General features: G+C 49.9%; 20 protein-coding genes. 1 reads left to right on the top strand and 19 read right to left on the bottom strand.

Features of this window, described 5'->3' with window-relative positions:
• Positions 1-26: 26 nt before the first annotated feature.
• The 6 genes from gspF to IMCC21906_RS08895 form a co-directional block, all read right to left on the bottom strand.
• Positions 27-1,241, bottom strand: coding sequence for a type II secretion system inner membrane protein GspF (gene gspF, locus IMCC21906_RS08920; RefSeq protein WP_047011875.1), 1,215 nt, complete (start codon positions 1,239-1,241; stop codon positions 27-29).
• Positions 1,228-2,715, bottom strand: coding sequence for a type II secretion system ATPase GspE (gene gspE / locus IMCC21906_RS08915; RefSeq protein WP_052763463.1), 1,488 nt, complete (start codon positions 2,713-2,715; stop codon positions 1,228-1,230). The genes gspF and gspE overlap by 14 nt, the downstream gene beginning before the upstream one ends.
• 1 nt (position 2,716) lies before the next feature.
• Positions 2,717-4,807, bottom strand: a complete 2,091-nt coding sequence (gene gspD / locus IMCC21906_RS08910; protein WP_047011874.1) for a type II secretion system secretin GspD — start codon at positions 4,805-4,807, stop codon at positions 2,717-2,719.
• A complete protein-coding gene (gene gspC, locus IMCC21906_RS08905) occupies positions 4,804-5,682 on the bottom strand; it encodes a type II secretion system protein GspC (protein WP_047011873.1) in 879 nt (292 codons plus the stop codon). Before gspC ends, gspD begins: the two co-directional genes overlap by 4 nt.
• A 242-nt stretch (positions 5,683-5,924) precedes the next feature.
• Positions 5,925-6,092 carry a DUF3012 domain-containing protein gene (locus IMCC21906_RS16660; protein ID WP_047011872.1) on the bottom strand — a complete coding sequence of 56 codons (168 nt, stop codon included), beginning with the start codon at positions 6,090-6,092 and terminating at the stop codon, positions 5,925-5,927.
• 147 nt (positions 6,093-6,239) lie between these two features.
• Positions 6,240-7,004, bottom strand: coding sequence for a hypothetical protein (locus tag IMCC21906_RS08895; protein ID WP_047011871.1), 765 nt, complete (start codon positions 7,002-7,004; stop codon positions 6,240-6,242).
• 100 nt (positions 7,005-7,104) lie between these two features.
• Here IMCC21906_RS08895 and IMCC21906_RS08890 point away from each other — a divergent pair, with 100 nt between their 5' ends.
• On the top strand, positions 7,105-8,094 hold the full coding sequence (locus IMCC21906_RS08890) for a tRNA-dihydrouridine synthase (RefSeq protein WP_047011870.1): 990 nt from the start codon (positions 7,105-7,107) through the stop codon (positions 8,092-8,094).
• On the opposite strand, the gene IMCC21906_RS08885 is transcribed toward IMCC21906_RS08890, so the two are convergent.
• The 13 genes from IMCC21906_RS08885 to IMCC21906_RS08825 form a co-directional block, all read right to left on the bottom strand.
• Positions 8,091-8,567 (bottom strand): DUF2505 domain-containing protein, encoded by a 477-nt coding sequence (locus IMCC21906_RS08885; RefSeq protein WP_047011869.1) that lies wholly within the window; start codon positions 8,565-8,567, stop codon positions 8,091-8,093. The two genes, IMCC21906_RS08890 and IMCC21906_RS08885, sit on opposite strands and share 4 nt — an antisense overlap.
• 77 nt (positions 8,568-8,644) lie before the next feature.
• A complete protein-coding gene (locus IMCC21906_RS08880; protein WP_052763462.1) occupies positions 8,645-9,061 on the bottom strand; it encodes a YeeE/YedE family protein in 417 nt (138 codons plus the stop codon).
• Positions 9,062-9,496, bottom strand: a complete 435-nt coding sequence (locus IMCC21906_RS08875) for a YeeE/YedE family protein (protein WP_047011868.1) — start codon at positions 9,494-9,496, stop codon at positions 9,062-9,064.
• Between the two features lie 154 nt (positions 9,497-9,650).
• Positions 9,651-11,138 (bottom strand): DUF3336 domain-containing protein, encoded by a 1,488-nt coding sequence (locus IMCC21906_RS08870; protein ID WP_047011867.1) that lies wholly within the window; start codon positions 11,136-11,138, stop codon positions 9,651-9,653.
• 227 nt (positions 11,139-11,365) lie between these two features.
• Positions 11,366-12,685 carry an AarF/ABC1/UbiB kinase family protein gene (locus IMCC21906_RS08865; RefSeq protein WP_052763461.1) on the bottom strand — a complete coding sequence of 440 codons (1,320 nt, stop codon included), beginning with the start codon at positions 12,683-12,685 and terminating at the stop codon, positions 11,366-11,368.
• Positions 12,686-12,885: 200 nt separating this feature from the next.
• On the bottom strand, positions 12,886-13,542 hold the full coding sequence (locus IMCC21906_RS08860) for a MarC family protein (RefSeq protein ID WP_197085880.1): 657 nt from the start codon (positions 13,540-13,542) through the stop codon (positions 12,886-12,888).
• Positions 13,543-14,568, bottom strand: a complete 1,026-nt coding sequence (locus IMCC21906_RS08855; RefSeq protein ID WP_047011866.1) for a quinone-dependent dihydroorotate dehydrogenase — start codon at positions 14,566-14,568, stop codon at positions 13,543-13,545.
• 80 nt (positions 14,569-14,648) lie between these two features.
• The gene (locus IMCC21906_RS08850) at positions 14,649-15,278 is read right to left on the bottom strand and encodes a phosphoadenosine phosphosulfate reductase family protein (protein ID WP_047011865.1); all 630 of its coding nucleotides are present in this window, start codon (positions 15,276-15,278) and stop codon (positions 14,649-14,651) included.
• Positions 15,279-15,457: 179 nt separating this feature from the next.
• On the bottom strand, positions 15,458-18,112 hold the full coding sequence (gene pepN / locus IMCC21906_RS08845; RefSeq protein ID WP_047011864.1) for an aminopeptidase N: 2,655 nt from the start codon (positions 18,110-18,112) through the stop codon (positions 15,458-15,460).
• A 20-nt stretch (positions 18,113-18,132) separates the two neighbouring features.
• Complete coding sequence (locus tag IMCC21906_RS08840) at positions 18,133-18,966, bottom strand: DUF2797 domain-containing protein (RefSeq protein WP_047013286.1); 834 nt, start codon at positions 18,964-18,966, stop codon at positions 18,133-18,135.
• A gap of 9 nt (positions 18,967-18,975) precedes the next feature.
• A complete protein-coding gene (locus IMCC21906_RS08835; protein ID WP_047011863.1) occupies positions 18,976-19,251 on the bottom strand; it encodes a YeaC family protein in 276 nt (91 codons plus the stop codon).
• A 121-nt stretch (positions 19,252-19,372) separates the two neighbouring features.
• On the bottom strand, positions 19,373-20,236 hold the full coding sequence (locus IMCC21906_RS08830; RefSeq protein ID WP_047011862.1) for a rhomboid family intramembrane serine protease: 864 nt from the start codon (positions 20,234-20,236) through the stop codon (positions 19,373-19,375).
• Entirely contained in the window at positions 20,229-21,122 is an 894-nt protein-coding gene (locus tag IMCC21906_RS08825; RefSeq protein WP_047011861.1) for an NAD(+) kinase, read from the bottom strand. Before IMCC21906_RS08825 ends, IMCC21906_RS08830 begins: the two co-directional genes overlap by 8 nt.
• Positions 21,123-21,153: the final 31 nt, after the last annotated feature.

The following is a 21,153-nucleotide window of genomic DNA, read 5'->3' as shown; positions in this document are numbered from 1 at the left end:
TCTTTAGCTTAGTCACGCTATATCTCCTAAAACTGGGTCAAATTATTTAACTGCAGCATTGGCAACAAGATTGCCAATACTATCGATAACACTACCAATCCGAGTACAACAATCAACAAAGGCTCAAATAAGCTGACAAACATTTGCACACGGGCCTGTAACTCACGCTCCAAATTAGCCGCAGCGCGTTGAGTCATGTCGTCCATTTCACCACTCGCTTCGCCATTGGCAATCATATAAATCGCCATGGGCGGCAGCAGGTCTTCGTCCTGCAAACAGCGGCTAAAACTATTCCCTTCCCGGACCTGCTCTCGAACACGATCCATACTTTGTTTTATATGACTATTGCTCAAGGTGCTGCAAGCCACCTTTAAGGTTTCTAAAAAAGGCACGCCAGACGACATTAAGATTGCCAACGTGCGTAGCATTCTTGCTGCATCCAGCTCTAACAATAAGCTCCCCCAAAGCGGAACTTTCAATACCAGCCGGTCTGCTTTCAAGCGTCGCTGGGGATCTCGCAACCACCATTTTATGGCAAAAATAGCGGCCACAATCACTGCGACAATATATATCCAATAGGCCGATAAGCCATCACTAACAGAAATAAGGATACGGGTCAGCAGCGGTAATGCCTCACCGTAATGATCAAACTGGGACGTTACCTTCGGCACCACATAAATCATCAAAGCCGCAATAACGCATACAGCGACCAGGCACAAAACAACCGGATACAACGCGGCCTGTACAATCACACCACGTAGTTTTTGACTGTCTTCGGTGTACTCGGCAAGCTGATTTAACACTAATGCCAGATCGCCAGATTTTTCACCTGAGCTAACCAAGGCCCGGAACACCGAATTAAACACATGCGGGTGATCGTTGAGCCCTTCGGCCAACGAATGCCCTTCTAATACTCTAGAACGAAGGTCGAGAATAATGCGTTTGAGGGAGTTTTTTCGGCTGTGCTTAGCCGTTGCGCCCAAGGCTTCTTCAACTGGGATACCAGACTGAACCAACGTAGCAAGATGCCGAACAAAGAGCGCCAGATCGGCAACCCCCACCCGACCGCGGCCAAAGCTGCGACGATTTCCCGAGTTTTTCTCACGGGTCTGGCGAACATCGACGGGGAAAAGCTTTTTTTCTCGCAACAACTGCCGGGCTTGGCGGCTGGAGTCAGCTTCAATCATGCCCTTACGTGTTGCGCCTGCCGCGTCTAGGGCACGGTACTCATACGCCGGCATCAGTGCCCTCACGTACGCTACGCAGCAATTCATCGATGCTGGTTTTGCCTTCTAGGACCAAGCGGCGGCCTTCAGACATGAGCGAGTGCATATTATTGCCCATATAGCGGATAATCTCATTCTCACCCGCTTTGTTATGTACTAGATCTGCGACCTCCCGATCCACCACCAGCAGCTCATAAACCCCCTGACGTCCCCGGTAGCCTGTTTGCTGACAACTGTCACAACCCTTAGCGGCAAACGCAGGCTGGCCTTCCAAATCGGCGTCACCCAATAACCGCGCCTCGGCGCGATCCAGTTCTATCGGCTCTCGACATTCACCACAAAGCCGCCGGACCAAACGCTGAGCCAATACGCCTTTTAAACTAGAAGCAATCAGATAAGGCTCAACCCCAATATCAACCAAGCGGGTTATGGCCCCCACCGCTGTATTCGTGTGCAAAGTAGAGAGCACCAAGTGCCCCGTCAATGAGGCTTGTACGGCAATTTCAGCGGTTTCTTGATCGCGTATTTCACCGAGCATTACCACGTCGGGGTCTTGGCGGAGAATAGCTCGCAAGCCCCGGGCAAAGGTCATCCCCACCTTGGCATGAACCTGGGTTTGACCAATACCTTCAATATCGTATTCGACCGGGTCTTCCACAGTGAGAATATTACGGCGGCGATCATTTAACGCCATCAATCCCGCATAAAGCGTAGTGGTTTTACCCGACCCCGTTGGACCGGTCACCAAAATAATGCCATTGGGTTGATGGAGTAAGTCTTTCAGTGTCGCCAACTGGCTGGCAGGCATGCCCAGGTGATTAAGGTCAATTCGCGCCGCTTGTTTGTCCAGCAAGCGCATAACCACCCGCTCGCCGTAATTGGAGGGAATCGTCGACACCCGTATATCGACCGAACGCCCGGCAATGCGCAACGAGACCCGGCCATCCTGAGGCACACGTTTCTCAGCAATATCGAGCCTGGACATCACTTTGATTCGGGAAACCAGCAGCGGTGCCAAGCGTCGGCTCGGGGTTAAGACTTCTTGTAGAATGCCATCAACGCGCAACCGCACCGACATGGTTCTTTCATAGGTTTCGATGTGGATATCTGAAGCATCACGTTTTAATGCTTCACCGAACAAGGCATTAATCAGCCGGATAACTGGTGCATCGTCTTGGGCATCGAGCAAGTCTTGAGACTCGGGAATTTCCTCCGCCAAACGATCAAGATCAACCTCATCAGAGATATCGCCAATCGCCGACATTGCATCGCCTTGCTTGCGCTGATAGCTGTCATTGATTTGATCTTGCAATGCGTCTTCTTCGCAAAGCACCAAGCGTACTTCTATTGGCACCAGGCTTCGCTTTACTTCGGCAATCGCAGCTGGCGTCGTAGTCTTGCAACACAGCAGCTGCAAGCCACCCTCGTCACCGTCAACAACCAGAACACGATGGGTTCTGGCAAAGGCATACGTTAAACCCAAGGACATATTAATTCGCCGTCTCAGGCAGAGTCGACGCGGGAATAACACCGTCGTCCTCGCCTTCTGTTTTACCTTGGCGCTTTAATTCCTGTTGTTTTTTCATCACCGTATCTTCGGCAGGTGATAGCGGGTTAGGAATTTTCTTAAGCGGTACCTGGTTTGGATCTGTAGGCTCAAGCCCTGTCCAAGCCGGTAAAACTGCCATCTCAGAGAATGGAAACAAGTTAATACCCGAGTCTTTCTTGGAGAGTTGTTCGGCCCGAATATAGTTATATTTTCTGCTACTGAGCTCGGAAAGCGTCGCTTGATCTCTAACAATCGTTGGACGAATAAACACCATCAGGTTGCGTTTCACAATATTGGTGTTGTCCGCCCGAAACAAGCGCCCAAGTAAGGGAATGTCACCTAAAAGCGGGACTCTTGCCGAGCTTTCATCTACCTGATCATCAATCAAGCCACCCAGTACAATAGTGGCGCCATCGTTAACCAATACCGCTGTTTTGATGGTGCGCTTATTGGTAATAACATCCGCCGCCTGATTACTGGTAGACAATGAGGAAACCTCTTGCTCAATCGCCAGCTGGACCGCATCACCTTCATTAATCTGGGGCGTGACAAGCAGTTTTACCCCTATTTCTTGGCGGCTAATGGTTTGGAAGGGATTAGTATTTGTCGAGCTAGCGGTAGAGCCGGTCACCACCGGCACTTCTTGCCCCACCAAAATTGACGCCTCTTCATTATCCAGAGTCAGCAAGCTCGGTGTAGACAGGATGTTGGACTGAGAGTCACTGGAGAGTGCCGTTAGCAGTGCGGCAAAACTAAATGCGCCATCTGCAACTTTGCCCACGCCCAATGCCGCCCCTCGCAGGCCGCTGGCCGCCGAGGCCGCCGCTTCTTCGCCAGCAAGCAGACTGACAATACCCGGTGTGCTGGAGGTACCAGAACCGCCACCGCCAAAGTTGATGCCGCCGATAGGACGACTACCATCATCGGCACCGCGAAATAACCATTGCACACCCAGCTCTTTAGCACGGTTATCCGACACCTCGATAATAATCGCTTCGACTAAAACTTGTGCCCGGCGAATATCGAGGTCACGAATCACCTGCTGTAAATTAGAAATAATATGAGGGCTGCCTGACAACACCACCGCATTGGTTTGCTCGTGGGCTTCTATATTAATATTAGAAGGTGCACTTCCCCCAGCTGTCCGGCCGGTTGTCTCATCTTCTTTTACGATGGTGTCACTAATACTCTGTAAAACCGGTACAAGATCTTTGGCTTTGGCGTATTTCAAATACACCACTTTGATATTAGATTGGGAGCCAACCTCGCTATCCAAATCATCGACCAGCTCACGTAAATAACTACGCGCCTCCTCATCACCAAACAAAATTAAGGTATTGGTTCTTGGATCTGCCGCCACAACGGGCTTAGATGCACCCCGCCGGCGAGTCTGCTGAGATAGCACTTTTGAAAGAATGCGTTCCACTTCTTCGGCAGAGGAATTCTTTAACGCGACGGTTTCCATCAATTGGGAATCTACCGAATTGACCGAATCGATAATCGACATTAAACGGCGAACATTCGACTCCCTATCAGTAATCAACACAATATTGGAATCGGCGTAGCTGGTAATGACCCCAACTTTGTTATCCACCAAAGGACGCAATGATTTAACCAGTTCATCGGCATCGGCATTTTCCACATGGGCAATCCGCGTCACGATAGATTCGCTGCGCCCCATTACCGTGCTATTACCCTGAACCTCAACACCTTCAATTTTGGCTGCCTGGTTAGGAATGACTTTTAATAAACCATTGCCCACTTCAACAACTGAATAGCCCTCTACGCCAAGCTGGAGTAGAAACACTTGATACAACTCATCGGCATCCAGTTTACGATGACTCTGTATCGTAATTTTGCCCTTTACCCGGCTGTCCACAACAATGGTTTTGCCCGTTTGCTTAGCCACCGTATCGATAAAATCGGCAATATCGACATTTTGCATATCCAGCTCATAGCGCTCCTGAGCATAGCCATAAAGCGGCATAGACAGCAGGCTGATCAGACTAAACGCCCAGAGAAGTTGTTTCATAATTCAAGTCTTTTGGTCAGTATCGCGTCGCCGCGTTTCACCAACAGCTCAAAGCTGCTGGTATCTTCCATCATTCGTAGTAATTCAGGTGTAGACACATCGGCCAAGGCTTGGCCGTTGACAGAGAGCAGAACATCGCCAGATTTTATATCCAGCAACTCAAATAAGCGTTTATCTCTGCCCGGCGCCAATGAATAACCCACTAATTGGCCACCCTCGTTAACCGGTGATACCGCAAAAAACCGCGCCAATTTCAAAGGGCTGTTCTGAACGGTTTCTCTAGGGTCTCCAATCAACGCCTGTATTTCAGGAGTATGTATATCCACAACGTCGCTATGTTGCTCAGCCACAGAACTGCTAACCCCGCTTACTGCAGGACGCTTATCCAGCTCAATCTTTTCACGGCGGCGGTTGTTTTCTATTAAGACGTGATCCGCTTTTACTGCCAGCAAACGAACGTCGCCGGGCACTTCGATCTTTTCGCCCACCGCGTAGGCGCGGGTTTTGCTCCCGTATTGGAGTACGGCAATACCCGCTTCATCATTACCCGCGACCAGGCCCATTACTTTAATTTTTAGCGCAGAGACTTTGACATTTTCTGAAGACAGCGGATCTTGCTCTACAGCCGAACTCGGCTTTACACCAAACAGCGGCACCGCCAATAGGGCCTGCACATTGTAATTGGTTGTTTCGCGGGTAACAGACTGGGTACGGCTTTCCGTTATTGCTGTGGACAATGGTGCTTCCCGGCCCAGTTCAACAAACTGCCAGATCAAGCCTGCAAGCAAATAAAGGACGAGTATCGCCAGCAGCACCGACAAAGGGCGTAACACCCCAGGTTTTAATAATTTAGTCAGTACGATAGCGCTATCCACAATAGTTCCGTTTTATCTCCTCAAACAGGAGCGTTGTCAGAGGCATTTCTGAGCTTAACCGGCCAATAATGTGACCGCAAAAGTGGCAAATATCAGGATATTTGACCGTTGCGGCCGCAAGCAGGCAACCGCGCGAATACTAGTTAAGGTGTATGACAGTCTTGTTACACCAGCTGGGCAAACAAGCCCCACACAGATGTAGCCGCGCCACCACATTGTGGCTTAGCACATTGCCCGTGTCGTTATTTAAAAACGCAATGCTTAGTGTAATCACCCGCCTCATTGGCTGACCAATCCCCTTTGGGCTTTTCTTTCATTGCCGCACACCACGCTTCACTGCCAACTTCCGGTGCGCAGGCTGACAGGGTCAACAACGCCAGCAACACACTCCCAAGCGGTATTATTTTCATGATTGTCTACTCAATTATGTACATCAACCCCCAAAGTGTAACAGAGCTCTAGCCTCGGGGGCAGCTAATGACGACGGTGTTTTACCTGAAAAATCAGCGAGCTACTACGCAGACCTCCATCAAATTACCGACAGCATCTAAAATACTTTAAAAGCCCAACAGCACCACCAGCTCACGACGCCCCCGGAGCAGCGTCACGGTCAAGTTGTCTGCCTCATTAAGCTGTCCATATATATCACTGATCGACTCTTTCCCTGCCATCGGCGTACCGTTAATGGCAACAACCTGATCCCCTGCTTCCAGCGGTAATGCGGTAAATAGACGCATATCCTTACCTGGAGAGATAAAATAACGCCGCAGACCGCGATTATCTTTACGAACGTCCACCTCAAGCTGACCCCGCAATGACAGCGGCTTGTTATAAAGCTTTTGGCGATATTCTGCCACCAAGGCCACAACATCATTATTGCCGCGCATATCTACAATTTTAGGTGACGTAGATTTGGATTGAGGATCAACATCAACGTCGGTGGGCAGGGTAATCAATACCCCCTTGCCACTGCGCAATAAAGAGTAGCTGCCACACTGATCAAGCACTACTGCATCAGCTAAAACCTCAGTCAGGAGCAAGCAAGGGGGTAACAATGTTGCCCCGACAGCGACCTTTTTTCTTTGTCCCGCCACCGTAACCACCGCAAAAGAAGCATCTTCCGCAATATTTTCAAGCTTTACCGATATACCAAAATCCGGATCTTCACCAAACCACTGAGCATCGTCAGAATTAAATATTCGTGCTTCTTCCAGTTCTGCCTGAGTCGGTGGTCTCTGCAAAAAATCTAGCTGGGCTAGACCATACAGCGTCAATGTGACAATGCAGGCACAAATCGCGCCTTGTACTAACTTCACTTTCACCGACAACTCGCCTTAATCCATGTATATCGTTGGCATTTTATCCATATTCCCTCAGCTGAGATATACTCGCGCTTTTTGAGAAACGACACGTTACCACGCAATGCGAATTCATTTAGCCCCCATGGAGGGGGTAGTCAATGCCAGAATGCGGGCACTGCTGACAGGTATCGGCGGGATAGACCGCTGCGTCACGGAGTTTGTTCGGGTATCAGACCAACTTCTGCCGCCCCGGGTATTTTATCGCCTCTGTCCAGAACTAAACCACCACGGGCTCACTCCCAGCGGGATACCCGTTTACCTGCAGCTACTGGGCAGCGACCCTGTGTTGATGGCCGAAAATGCCCAGCGTGCCGCCGAGCTTGGTGCTCCCGGCATTGATACCAACTTTGGTTGCCCTGCAAAATGTGTTAATCGCCATCGCGGTGGCTCAATATTGCTGGAAGAGCCCCAGTTACTGCATGACATTGTCGCCAGCATGCGTCACGCCGTACCCAAGCACATCCCTGTCACCGCTAAAATCCGCTTGGGTTACCAAGATGCCAGTTTACTAACCGACATTAGTGATGCATTGGTTTCCGCAGGAGCCGATGAAATCACCATTCACGCCCGTACCCGTGAAGACGGCTATAAACCCCCAGCCTACTGGCAACATATTGCACCGCTACGGCAACGCCACAAGCTCTCTATTGTGGCTAATGGTGAGGTCTGGAATGCCGACGATTATCGGCAATGTCGTATTCAGAGTAACTGTGATGACGTCATGATTGGCCGTGGCTTACTGGCCCGCCCAGACTTGGCTCGGCAGATCAAATCACGTCATCAAGGCGATGATTACCAAGCCTTGGCGTGGTTTGAGGTATTAGCGCTACTGCAAATTATGTTTGAAGACAGTGTGGCAACCTGCCAAGCCCGCCACGTTGGCGGCCCGATCAAACAATGGTTGGGATATCTTCGCCGGCACTACCCTGAAGCTGAGCAATTGTTCACTCAGATTAAGCGCCTTACGGGCATAGCGGAATTGCGGCTTGCCCTGGCAAACCAACTCGAAACTCAAAAACTGAGAACGACCGCCCGGATTCAAGCGGCCTAGCTTACAAGCTCAGAGTGCAAATACTGTAACTCGGCCTCTGCACCGCCATCCGTTTGGGCACAAACATATTTCTCGACCTTTCCGCCAATCAGCGGAATTTTGGCGTTACAGCGATGCTCAATCTGATATCGACAACCCTTGGCGGTCGGCATCAAACTGAAATCCCCCTTCACTGTCGCCGGTTGGCTTCGAATATCCATTTTCAAACTGCCCTGCCAGCCATCCCCCACAGGCCACCAGCGCTCCTCAAAATCCAAGGTCTGTACAGAGCTAAAGACTTTTGCCAACACCGACGGCAACTCTCGTCGAACATTACGGCTCATGGTAACAACAAAACCATCACCCTCTTCTGCAATCGCAAAACTCAGCATGTCTTCATGCAGGGCCGCGCATCGCTGTCGACGAAAAGACTCGTCTTTGAGTTTGCTTAAGACCGCATCAAGATCTTGTGAAAAGTCACAGCTTACTGTCATATGCATCTACTCTTTTTGTTATTGCTGTTATTCAGTGTATTCCAGAACGACAGAAAAGCGAGACCGCCGCTAGCAAATCATTCGCGCTCAAACACAACATAATGCATCAACATTCCAGCAGCCATCGCGGCGGCAAACAATAAAAACATTGCCCCACCTGATAGCAACACAACCAACGCTGGCGCGGGACATAAACCGCTCAAGCCCCAGCCGACGCCAAACATCGCGGCTCCGGCAAGCAATTTGCCATCCAGGTCTTGTTTTGTAGGCAGTGAAAAAACATCGGCGAATAAAGGGCGCTCACGTTTAAGTAACCACATAAATCCAGGCGTGGTCACCAACAAGCCGCCCCCCATCACAAACGCTAAACTGGGGTCCCACTGCCCCGCCAAATCCAAAAAATTCTGCACTTTTGCAGGGTCACCCATACCAGACAAAGCAATACCTGCCCCGAACAAGATTCCAGATATTAATATCAATAATAGTGACATCATTTAGGCTCCAATCACGTGGCGAAGCACAAAAACGGTAACAAACCCACTCGCCATAAAAGTCACCGTTGCCCACAAAGAACGCTTAGAAAACCGGGATAAACCACAAATACCATGACCAGAGGTGCATCCCGACCCCATCCGCGTACCAAACCCCACCAACAAGCCTGCAAGCAACAAAACAGGCCAGGCACTCACAGGCTGAACACCCTCTAATGCGCCACTAAAGTAGGCGGCGAGAAAACCTCCGAGAAAAAGACCTGCGATAAAAACCAATCGCCAGGAGCGTTCGCTGCCTTTTTGTGTCAATGCGCCGCCAACAATACCGGAGATTCCGGCAATACGACCCACAGACCACATTAGCAACAACGCTGAGGCCCCAATCAAAACACCACCAATAACCGATATTAGTGGCGTGAACTCGGTTGCCGGAACCATATTTAACCCCAAACCAAAAAGTAATATTTATTAAAATTTAAGCACAAAGTAAGCTGCCGCTCAAATATACCCCCGCAGTATATTTATAGCATTCAAAAAAAACCAGCTCAAATTACAAGCTGGTTTACGCGACGTTATAATTTAACAATTACAATCAGGCAGAAAGATGGTTTCTCGGCATTTCAGCACCGAGGGCATGATGACTTTTACCCAAGCGGTTTAACTCTTCAGCTTCATAGACTTCTAAAATTTCTGTCAATTTACGGCTGATTTTGGTGCTAATTCGAATCATCTCTATTTTAGGCCAAGTGGCATGCTCCCCCTCACGGATAAACTCGAGAAGCTCCTTTTCATTCACCTCAGTCAGTAGGCTTCTGGGGTCAAAAAATCGGTAGCGGGGAATAATATTAATATCGCCTGTGTATTCCTGGTTAATAACCGAATAAACCAGATTAGCCATTCGCCTGACTCGAGGTGAATTTTTAAAGTAACGACGGGTCAAGCTGCTACCAACCTTAGACCACTCTTTAACACTGCGGGCCCCCAGCTGCCTCACGGCACCAAGCATACTGCTGCTGCTTTTTGCATCGTGTACCGCCCACAGCACCAGGGGATTGGTCTGACTAACGATAAAATGATTGACGCCGTAAAGCCGAGCTAAGCGCTTGGCGGGCAAATCATCACTCAGGGAACCATCAATCCACCGCCGGGTCGCCAAGTAAGGCTGGGGGTGACCGTGTACATTTTTAGCCTCTAACATCACCGGCGGGTAAATACCGGGAATGGCACAAGACGCCAATACCGCCTTACGAATATAAACATTGGGCGACGCGATGGCATTTAAAAGCCGCGAGGTTTGATGCACGTCCGAAGGTGAAATAGAAATATTGATATGCCGACCCGTTTTCTCGAACGCCTCCTGAAAGGTCAAGTCAGGAATGAGCTTGGCGATCTTTTCTTTTAAAACTTGGTGATTGATACGTGGAGACGCGCTGTTTTGCTGATTAACCAATTGGGTCTCCTCATGGAGGAGGTCCTTCAACAGGTTTTTGGTTTCGAGAAAATGGCTTAATTCTTCCTCAGTACGAGTACCAAGCACCGCCGCCAGAAGCGATCCCGCACTGGAACCGGAGATCACATCGGGGAGTAAATTTTGACCAAGCAACTCTTTAACTACGCCCACATGAAAATTACCCAGGACAGCACCACCACTCAGCATCAGTGCAGACTTACCAAAACATTTACTGGCTCGGCGAAAGAAATCAAGCCGCTCTAAAAAACTGGGGCAATCGCCGTCCAGCCGTGCCAAATGGTCTAGTGCACTGGTAATTTCGTCGACATAATCTTGAATGAGTTGTTTAGTACCAAACTTGGCCCGGGCGTATAACACCGGCTTACCCATGCCGCCCATATTGCCGTGAATACCTTCGTTTAAGGTAAACAACAAACCGATATTGTCACCGTTATCACGAAAATACCGAAGGCGCTCCAATCGCGAACGAATAGATGCATAGTCGTAAAGGCTGGTTTTATCTATTTTTTTCCAATGCTCACGACCCGAACATCGATCATGCTCTAGGGCCAACGTTTTCCACTCTTCGTAACTGGCCGCCTGCCCCAGCTTTCTTTCAAGTTTCTTCACACTTCACCCTTTTTAATCTTCGAGACCACAATGCCTTAGCAAACTCTATGCTTAACTCTATCGAATTGGCTGCCTGGTTACTACTTAGAATTGTAAGAAAACTCTTACAAATATTAGAAACAAGACTCTAAATGCAGCGAAAAAGACACAAATAGGTACAATCCACAGCCAACACAGACTTGCATCAGCAACCCGGCCCTCCTAGAAAAAACCGGTAGCGGATGGTTTTAATTGAGGAAAAAATCCACCCGATCATCCTGAAAAATATCTGCCCCCGGGGCCAGCATTTCCATATAGCGATCAAAATACAAAAACTGTTTCAACAGCATTGTAAAAGCACGAGGAAAGCGAATGCCGTAGTTTCGCGCTATCCCGCCTAAATCGGCCATCATTTTATTGATATTGTCTCCACCGCTATTGTTCAACACTTTGGCAGGATCCATCGCATTAAGCCCCTCAAACAAATCGCGAATATCATTGCTCAGGGCATCAAGATCAATTTTGTCCCGGGTTATCCCCACCGTGAGCATCGACTCAGCAATCTGACGGTAGTCTTGCGCGCTAACGCCAGCAAATAACGAAAACATTGCCTGCCATGCTTCCGGTTGAATCCGCCCCACCATACCAAAATCAATAAACCCGACCCGGCCATCATCCAATAACAACAGATTGCCACTGTGTAAATCAGCGTGGAAAAAAGTGCACTGGGTCAAACTGGCAAACCACGTATTCAAGGCATTAAAAAGTCCCTGAGCGGGGTCAATATTGCGTTTTTCCAGAGTTTCAGGATCAGTTAACGCTGTGCCGTATAATCGTTCCATTGTCAGCACTCGACTGCCAGAGGCTTGGCTATACGGTTTTGGTGCAACCACCGTATCGATATTGCTGTCCTGGAGAAACTGGCGGAACTGGCGCAGGTTGTCTGCCTCTTTGTAAAAGTCGCATTCATCTATCATCGACTGATACATTTCACTCACCAAACCGGCCACCGCATCCTTATCGGTATTGGGCAGAATCAACTCAAAAATACGAGTAAATAAATACACCGCATTCATATCTGTCGTTAGCACCGCCTGCACACCCGGCTTTTGCACCTTCACCACAACATCTTCGCCACTGAGCAATTTTGCGGCGTGAACCTGTGCAATGGAGGCTGAAGCTAAGGCCTTTGTATCGATATGAGAAAACACCTGAGAAATGGGTTTACCCAAGTCCTGTTCAATAATCTGTTTAATTTTGTCAAAAGGCAGGGACGGTGTTTGATCAAGACAGCGTTGAAATTCCTCAACATAGGCTGCTGGAAAAATAGACGGTGAGCTGGCAATAAATTGCCCCAACTTTATATATGTGGCCCCTAGCGCCTCAAATAACTCCCGTACATCTTTGGGCGTAGGTTTGCGCCATTCGATTAACCACTTCAATGCCCGAGGGTAGACCGCCACAAGCGTCTGAGCCATGCGCCACGAACCGCGAACCCCAAGCTCGGCAACACCAATTTTGGGAGCGGCGCTCCCTTTTATAACAGACTGACGATTGAGATTGTTCAAGCAAATACTCCTTTGACCCTATGGCTAAAGTAGAACCAAGATACACCGGTAAGCAGCAGCCGACTATGGCTGTATGTCTGACCGAATTTTAAAACAACGGCAGGAGAAAAAGACAAGCCTAGCAGGCTTTGGTGATTTTTAGACTACACAGGCAAGAGGGCAAGCGCAAAATAACACCCTACTGTTTAGGGCAACTCTGCTTAATTCAATGTACCTGACAGCAAGCCGCTCTGGGCAATACCATCAAACAAAAACTGTACCGCGAGGGCGCACAATAAGACACCAAACACGCGACTAATCATGTGCATACCGGTGACACCCAGACGATCTTGCAGCTGGCTTGCCAACAGTAATGACAATAGAGTCATGGCCATGACCAAAATTAAACTCACTACAACAGCTGACTGCTCTAAAAAATTGCCCTCGGCATGGGCCATTAACAATATCACCGCACCAATCGCGCCTGGGCCAGCAATTAAGGGGGTCGCTAATGGAAACACACTAATGTCTTCCCGTTGCTCTGCCTCTTGATCTTCTTCCAAGGTCGTCGTCGTGGCGCCAGACGCTCGCGCAGAAACCAACTCGATGCCAATCAACAATAATAAAACGCCGCCGGCCGTTCTCAATGCTGCCAGTGAAATCCCCATAATATTGAGCACCCACTCGCCCACAAGAGCAAATGCCAACAAAATACCACTGGCAATCAAAACACCCCGGACTGCGGCACGACGCCGCTCCCGCTCGGTAAGCCCAGCTGATAAGGCCGCAAACATAGCGGCCACATCAATAGGTCCTATCATGGCAAAAAAGGTGGTTAAGGAAAGAGTAAAACTTTCTAGCACACCGGTTAAGGCCATCTATCGCGCCTCTAGTTCAGCAATGGCTGCAACAGATTCCCCGATCAACGATGGTCCCTTATAAATAAACCCGGTGTAAATCTGGACCAACGACGCCCCCGCCGTTATTTTCTCTGCAGCACTCTCACCGTCATCAATGCCACCCACGCCAATAATGGGCATGCTGCCCGCCAAAGCATCGGCTAACACCCGTATAACCGCTGTCGACTTGTCTTTTACGGGCAAGCCACTCAAGCCACCCGTTTCGTGACAATGAGCAAGCCCCTGCACAGCGCCTTTATCAATGGTGGTATTGGTGGCGATAACACCATCAACCCCCTGTTCGACAAAAACCTTGGCCACTTGGCGAATATCGTCATCGGCCATGTCTGGGGCAATTTTCACCGCCAATGGCACATAACGGCCATATTTATCAGCTAACGCTAGCTGTGCAGCTTTGAGTTTAGATAAGAGATCAATTAACGGCTGACCAAACTGTAAATCACGCAGGCCCGGGGTGTTTGGTGAAGAAAGGTTTACGGTAACATAGCTGGCATAGGGATAAACTTCGGTTAAACAATACAGATAATCGTCCACTGCTTGCTCTGCAGGGGTATCTTTGTTTTTACCAATATTAATACCCAGTACACCTTGATAACCACTGGCTTTAACTGCCGCAATAAGCTCATCAACACCCTGATTATTAAAGCCCATCCGGTTGATGATTGCCCCTGCCTCTGGCAAGCGAAATAAACGGGGCTGGGGATTGCCCGGCTGCGGTTTTGGCGTGACGGTACCCACCTCAATAAAGCCAAACCCCAAAGCCGCAAGCCCATTAATGTGGCGTGCGTTTTTATCCAGTCCTGCTGCCAAACCCACCGGGTTCGGGAATTGAATCCCCATCACCTCCCGGGGCTGAGGCGGCAAAGTGGTGGCAATAAGATGACTCAGCCCAAGCTTTTCGAGCACAGAAAGCAGTCTTAGGGAAACGGTGTGAGCGGTTTCCGTAGGGAGGCAAAAAAGCACGCGGCGCAAAATGCTGTACATGAAAAACAACCTTCTGAAGGGAGCGGGAAGGATACCGAAAAGCCGCGCCGCAACAAAGCGCAACGGCAGCGGTTTTCACACTAGGCTGATGTGTGCAAGCCGCACTCACGATTTTCTGCGACTTTTGTCGGATCAAAATAGTGTTTACAGCTGGGTAACTGATGATCGCTCATATAGTCGAGCACATCCTGCTCAGACCAATAAAAAATCGGCGCCACCTTGAGAATACCGCGACCATCCCAAGACAAAACGTCTAATCCCTGACGAAAAGCCGTTTCTTCTTTACGAATACCCGTTACCCAAATTTTGGGGTTAATCTCTTGAAACGCGCGATCAAAAGGCTCCAACTTGACCTGCCGAGTAAACTCTTTGTGCAGCTCGGGGTTATCATCGGGATGGGGAATGCCGCCCATAATGGCATTGCGGCGCTCCGCCGTCATTTCAGGCGTATACACCTTAAGATTAGGTTTAAGCAGCTTGATGAGCTGTTCGGCCACCCGATAAGTATCTGGCACATTGTAGCCGCTATCCGCCCACACAATTGGCATTTCTGGCGCAGCGTCCGTCACCAGCTTTAACATCACCGCAGAATTCTGGGAGAAGCTAGTAGAAGACATAATTGGCTCACCCAAGCCCGCTGCCCAGCGGATGATTTCTTGGGCAGACTTGTCTCGCAATTGGGTGTTAAGTGCGTCCAGGTCGAGTTGCATGATAATCGGCTTACTTGAATAACAGGGTCGCCACTTTACCACAAACATCGAAAATTGGAATATTTTTCTATATAAATCAGCTAGTTATAACATTAAAGCATATAGTTATAACAAACTGAATTTATATACCCTCGCCCCTGAGTGAGCATTTCTACCCGCAAGGCCCAAGCAACATCCCCCTATTCGGCGAGGCTTTTGGACACCACTTCGTAAACGTCATTGGACAAATCCGGCTCAGCCATAATTCTTTGCAATTGCTCGCGCATCCGCTCTTGTACCGTGGGTAAGTACTTGGCCCACTTGGTTAAAGGCACCAGCAAGCGCGAGGCGATTTGCGGATTACTGCGATTTAGCGAGATTACCTGATCGGCTAAAAAGCCATACCCAGCGCCGTCTTTACGGTGAAAATTCACCGTATTCTGACCACAGAAGGCACCAATCAGCGCCCTTACTTTATTGGGATTGCGAATATCAAAGGCCGGATGCCCCATCAGGCTTTGGACTTTTTCCAAGGTCCCCGGAAGCTGACACATTGCCTGCACTTGAAACCATTGATTAATTACTAGGGGCTCGTGCTGCCAGTCTTGATAAAAGCGCTGCAAGGCTTGGGCTTTATAGCTATTGTCACTATTCACCAACTGGCTCAACGCGGCCAAACGATCAGTCATATTACGACTTTGTTCAAACTGGCTGACGGCAGCGGCAATGGCCTGATCACTACCCGTACACACTACATAAGACAGTGCACAATTTTTCAGGCTGCGGCGGGCAATTTGCCCGGCACTAGGTTCGTAGTCTTCGTCGCTTTGGCAACGCTGATACACTGCCCAGAAGGTATCACTCAGCGCAACAGCAATGGCTTTACGAAGCGCATCCCGGGCATCGTGCAGCGCATGTACGTCCACGGGCCGATAAAGCTCAGCCAAATATGCCTCTGACGGCAGCTGCATCATTAGCGCTACCATGGCTTGATCCAGCGACTCATCTGCCAGAACCGCCCTGCAGGCTTCAATAAAGTCATCGTCCGCAACCACCGCCTTACCGGCTTTTAGTGCTTCAACAGCCGCGTCTATTTCCATCAACGCCAATTGTTGGCCCGCATCCCAACGGCTAAAGCCATCGCTGTCGTTGCGCATTAAACGCAATAATTGCTCACGGCTATAGGAGAAATGCAATTTCACCGGCGCAGAAAAACCTCGCAACAAACTCGGCACGGGCTCTTCGGGCAAATCAGTAAACACAAATTCTTGCTCTGGCGCCCTAACATCCAATACGCACTGAGTATTGTCTGCGGTTTCTGGGTCGGCCTCCACACCTGCCAAATTCAAGCGCAGTGCACCCGCTTCACCAATCAGCGCCATGGCTAAGGGAATATGATACGGCGCTTTCTCGCTTTGCCCCGGCGTTGCCGGGCAAGACTGTTTCACCGTTAAGGTATAACTGCCAGCATCGGCGTCATAGCGTCCGGTCACATTCAGCTCGGGCGTGCCAGCTTGAGAATACCAGTTGCGAAACTGACCAAGATCCACCCCGCTGGCATCTTCCATCGCTTTGACAAAATCTTCGCAGGTTACCGCTTGGCCATCGTGGCGATCAAAATACAGATCACTCCCCTGCCGGAACCGCTCTGGCCCCAACAAGGTATGAATCATCCGCACCACTTCCGCACCTTTTTCATAGATGGTCACGGTGTAAAAATTGGAGATTTCGATAAACGAATCTGGGCGAATCGGGTGGGCCATCGGTCCCGCGTCTTCAGCAAATTGCGCGGTCCGCAACAGTGACACATCCTCGACGCGCTTCACCGTCGGGGAGCCCATGTCAGCAGAAAACTCAGAGTCCCGAAAGACCGTAAAACCTTCTTTTAAACTGAGCTGAAACCAGTCCCGGCAGGTAACGCGGTTACCAGACCAGTTATGAAAATATTCGTGGGCGACAACGCCTTCTACTCGCTGAAATCCCATATCCGTGGTGGTTTCTGGCTTAGCCAACACGCAGGAGGTGTTAAAAATATTGAGGCTTTTGTTTTCCATCGCCCCCATATTGAAGTCATCCACCGCAACAATATTGAAGATATCCAGATCGTATTCCCGGCCATACACTTCTTCGTCCCAGCGCATGGATTTTTTCAGGGAAGTCATGGCGTGATCGCACTTATCCCGGTCTTTTTCTTCAACATAAATATTGAGGTCAACCTTGCGGCCGCTGCGAGTAGTAAAGCTGTCGTTGACGCAGGCCAAATCTCCCGCCACCAAGGCAAAGAGATACGCAGGCTTTGGAAAAGGGTCGTGCCACACCGCACGCTGACGGCCATCGGCTAAGGTTTCTAAAGACTGTAAATTACCGTTGGACAGCAATACCGGATAAAGCGATTTTTCAGCGATGATTTCAACGGTAAACACCGACATCACATCGGGCCGGTCCAGGTAATAGCTTATCTTGCGAAAGCCTTCAGCTTCGCATTGGGTGCAAAACATACCAGAGGACTTATACAGCCCTTCAAGAGAGGTATTGTTCTGGGGGAAGATCCGCGTTTCGCATTCCAGCACAAAATCGTCTGGCACATTATTTAAACTCAGCTGCTCGCCGTTTTGCTGCCAGTCTGATGGCGACAATGCCGTCCCATCAATCGCCAGTGATAGCAGCTCCAGCTCACAACCATGGAGCACTAATGCCGTGCCGCTGACCGCCGCCGGGTTGCGTCGCAAGTGTAATCGGCTTTGCACCAAGGTTTCGCTTTCTTGCAGGTCAAAACGCAGTTCTGTCTTGTCAATAAGAAACGCCGGGGGCTGGTAATCTTTAAGATATATGGTACTTGGCTGCGCATCGCGCATTAAAAACTCTCCCGTCCTACTCAGGACTCACTACTGACGGCCAATTGATAACCGGCATATTTGCGCATATTAATAACGCCGGTATCAAAAATCAGATACTGGCCTTTTATGCCCATCAAGGTTCCCTCTACCAACGGCAGCTTGTCTAAATTAAAGGACTTAACTTTGATGGGGTACTCGTCAACCGGGTATGAAATATCAAGCCGTTCAGCATCGTTGATCGGCTGAATAGCCTGTAAACCAAATTTGTCCTGCAGCTGGGCAATCTCGGGCTCACATTCAGCGGCCAGTTCTAGCGCCCGAGCAGCTAAATCTGCGGGAGCAGGCTCGCCTTTTAACATGGCTTGCCAGCTGGTTTTGTCAGCCACGTGATTTTTAAAAACAGTTTCAAGCAACCCCGACTGCAGGCGATTACTCACTCTAAAAATAGGTAGCGCTGCCACCGCGCCCTGATCAATCCAGCGCGTGGGGACTTGGGTATTGCGGGTAATGCCCACCTTTACCCCCGAGGAATTGGCCAGATAGACAATATGGTCAATCATGCAATGTTCCTCACCCCACTCGGGCTCGCGGCATGTACCTTCAAAGTAATGGCATTTTTCAGGGCTCACGATACAGCTATCGCATTGGGCAAGGCGCTGCAAGCACGGGTAGCAGTAACCTTGGTTAAAACTCTTTTTAGTCAATCTTCCGCAATGAACACAATGAATTTTCTGCAGATAATTAAGGCTTACACGCTTGCCTATCAAGCCATTCATCGGCAACAGTTGGTCGCCAACAGGAAGTTGATATTGGGCAACGCCCTCCTGCAAAGAAGTGCGCATTTTTCGAATGCCGCCCTGTAACTCGGTCATCGCCATGGGCTATTTAGCCCACTTCAGCGTTTGCTCGGCATTTTGGTCATGGGAGTGATCATCACCGCAGACCTCACCTTCTGTTTTCGGCCCCCGGTCAATGTAGCCAACCCGTTGCTCTTCTTGCTGAGATTGCAAATCGTAGGCAATCACCGCCGACATACAGTGCTCACGTTGCTCTGACGTTAGCGCTCGACCATCTGGCCACTTGCCAATTTCAATAGCACGCTTTAAGGCTTCGTATACCGTTGGATTGATATTGTCGATTAAATCTTGAAAAGTCATTGTCGCTCTTGTCTAAATAAAACTTGTCTAAAAAAGACGCCGCGCCCAAAAGAGGAATGGGCATCGCATTTTGCGATAGGCCAGCCAGCCGCGCATTATAGCAAATTCATTCCGTTGTCGTTCAGAAGGCAGGCCGCTTATCCAACAGCGCCGCAGCGCCACCAAGTAGTAGCCCCAACAGTAAACCACTCACATGGGCCGTATTCGCAATATCGCCAAAGCCCAGCAAACTAGAAAAGCCGAAAATACACAGCAGCAACCATATAATCATCACCACCGCTACGCCGGGCACCAGCGGGAAGCGTTGGCTTGGTCGCAATTTATTCCAAGCCAGAACATACCCCAACAAGCCGTAAATTACCCCAGACAAACCGCCGAATAACGACATCCCCGCCATCGCTTGGGCGATATTTGATCCCGCTCCCACCAGCAACGTCACCCCCAAAATCCGAACGTGGCCCTGACGACGCTCGATCATGCCGCCAAGTTCCCACAACCAGAGTCCATTGAAAGCGATATGCAACAAACTAAAATGCAGAAAAATCGGGCTGACTAAACGCCACAACTGACCGGCAGGCCACTCGCCCACCAGCTGGCGATCGACGATGCTCAACTGATAAAAGCTCAGCCAAGGTAAAATCGTAAAATCAGTATCTACCCACGCAATCAAGGCGCCGACAATACTGAGCCCCAGTATTACCATAACCATGGGAACTGACTTGAGGGGATACCGGAAAAAAGCCCGGCTTTTTTCTGACGCGTTGCTTGCAGGCATAGGGGACGCTAAAAACTCATCCAGCTCGCCCGTCTCCAACTTCGAAAAAACCGCCTGCACTCGCAAAGCATCCTCTTCAGAGGCGACCCAAACCAGCTGTTCCCCGCGCTGCTCGACAATTCGGTGGGGCAAACCGCCCCGACGCAGTAATTGTGATAATGGCTTAAGGTCCGTGCTTAATGGCTGGCGCAGCGCAATATGCTCAGTCATCACTGTCCTCTAATGGCAAATGCGCTCCCCAACCCAATTTATCCCGGCAGCTCGCGTAAAAACTGTGATCGATAGGATGAACCAAGCGCAATTTGTGGGGCTTTTTGCGCACATAAATAATGTCGCCGGGCTGGGTAGTAATTTTCACTTGGCCATCACAGGTCACCGGCGGATTAACAACATTGCTGTCACAAACCACCATTTTCACTTCGCTATTGCCACCAATCACAATCGGCCGGCTACTTAAGGTGTGCGGAAACATGGGCACAATCGCAATGGCATCCAAGCGGGGATGCATAATCGGCCCCCCGGCAGAAAGAGAATACGCAGTGGAGCCGGTTGGCGTGCACACAATCAGCCCATCGGAGCGTTGCCGGTAGACAAACTCGCCATCCACGTAAAGCTCAAACTCCATCATATGGCCCGAGGTACCCGAATTAAGAACCACGTCATTCAGGGCGTCGCCGCGACCAATGCGCTCCCCTCCACGCAGCACTTCTACGTCTAGTAAAAAGCGCTTCTCCAGTACGTACTCACCATCCAGTACTGCACCTACCTGCGTTTCAATCTCACCGGGAGATATATCAGTAAGAAAACCGAGTCGACCGCGGTTTACCCCCAACACCGGCGCATTGTGACGGGTCAAACTCCGAGCAGCGCCCAACAAGCTACCGTCACCGCCGACCACGATAATCAAATCGCAGGTCTCACCCATCATGCGTCGAGGAGACACCCGTAGCCCATGGTCAGGCAATAACGCAGAGACGCTATCATCCAGCACAACAGTGAGCTGACGGGACTCAAGCAGCGTTAACAATCGGTTGAGGGTTTCTACCACACCGTTGCCTTCGCGGCCTATCACCCCTATATTGCGAAATTGTTCCATATAAGCTGCAGCCGAAAAACGGGGGGCTATT

It is taken from the genome of Spongiibacter sp. IMCC21906, assembly GCF_001010805.1.
Lineage (GTDB): Bacteria > Pseudomonadota > Gammaproteobacteria > Pseudomonadales > Spongiibacteraceae > Spongiibacter.
The sequence above is the reverse complement of the archived record's forward strand: the minus strand, read 5'-3'. Positions and strand labels throughout refer to the sequence as shown.

What these genes read in the sequence shown, in the direction of transcription:
- gspF (WP_047011875.1), bottom strand. Translation starts at nt 1,241, where the DNA reads ATGCCGGCGTATGAGTACCGTGCCCTAGACGCGGCAGGCGCAACACGT.
- gspE (WP_052763463.1), bottom strand. Translation starts at nt 2,715, where the DNA reads ATGTCCTTGGGTTTAACGTATGCCTTTGCCAGAACCCATCGTGTTCTG.
- gspD (WP_047011874.1), bottom strand. Translation starts at nt 4,807, where the DNA reads ATGAAACAACTTCTCTGGGCGTTTAGTCTGATCAGCCTGCTGTCTATG.
- IMCC21906_RS16660 (WP_047011872.1), bottom strand. Translation starts at nt 6,092, where the DNA reads ATGAAAATAATACCGCTTGGGAGTGTGTTGCTGGCGTTGTTGACCCTG.
- IMCC21906_RS08890 (WP_047011870.1), top strand. Translation starts at nt 7,105, where the DNA reads ATGCGAATTCATTTAGCCCCCATGGAGGGGGTAGTCAATGCCAGAATG.
- IMCC21906_RS08885 (WP_047011869.1), bottom strand. Translation starts at nt 8,567, where the DNA reads ATGACAGTAAGCTGTGACTTTTCACAAGATCTTGATGCGGTCTTAAGC.
- IMCC21906_RS08880 (WP_052763462.1), bottom strand. Translation starts at nt 9,061, where the DNA reads ATGATGTCACTATTATTGATATTAATATCTGGAATCTTGTTCGGGGCA.
- IMCC21906_RS08875 (WP_047011868.1), bottom strand. Translation starts at nt 9,496, where the DNA reads ATGGTTCCGGCAACCGAGTTCACGCCACTAATATCGGTTATTGGTGGT.
- IMCC21906_RS08860 (WP_197085880.1), bottom strand. Translation starts at nt 13,542, where the DNA reads ATGGCCTTAACCGGTGTGCTAGAAAGTTTTACTCTTTCCTTAACCACC.
- IMCC21906_RS08855 (WP_047011866.1), bottom strand. Translation starts at nt 14,568, where the DNA reads ATGTACAGCATTTTGCGCCGCGTGCTTTTTTGCCTCCCTACGGAAACC.
- IMCC21906_RS08850 (WP_047011865.1), bottom strand. Translation starts at nt 15,278, where the DNA reads ATGCAACTCGACCTGGACGCACTTAACACCCAATTGCGAGACAAGTCT.
- pepN (WP_047011864.1), bottom strand. Translation starts at nt 18,112, where the DNA reads ATGCGCGATGCGCAGCCAAGTACCATATATCTTAAAGATTACCAGCCC.
- IMCC21906_RS08840 (WP_047013286.1), bottom strand. Translation starts at nt 18,966, where the DNA reads ATGACCGAGTTACAGGGCGGCATTCGAAAAATGCGCACTTCTTTGCAG.
- IMCC21906_RS08835 (WP_047011863.1), bottom strand. Translation starts at nt 19,251, where the DNA reads ATGACTTTTCAAGATTTAATCGACAATATCAATCCAACGGTATACGAA.
- IMCC21906_RS08830 (WP_047011862.1), bottom strand. Translation starts at nt 20,236, where the DNA reads ATGACTGAGCATATTGCGCTGCGCCAGCCATTAAGCACGGACCTTAAG.
- IMCC21906_RS08825 (WP_047011861.1), bottom strand. Translation starts at nt 21,122, where the DNA reads ATGGAACAATTTCGCAATATAGGGGTGATAGGCCGCGAAGGCAACGGT.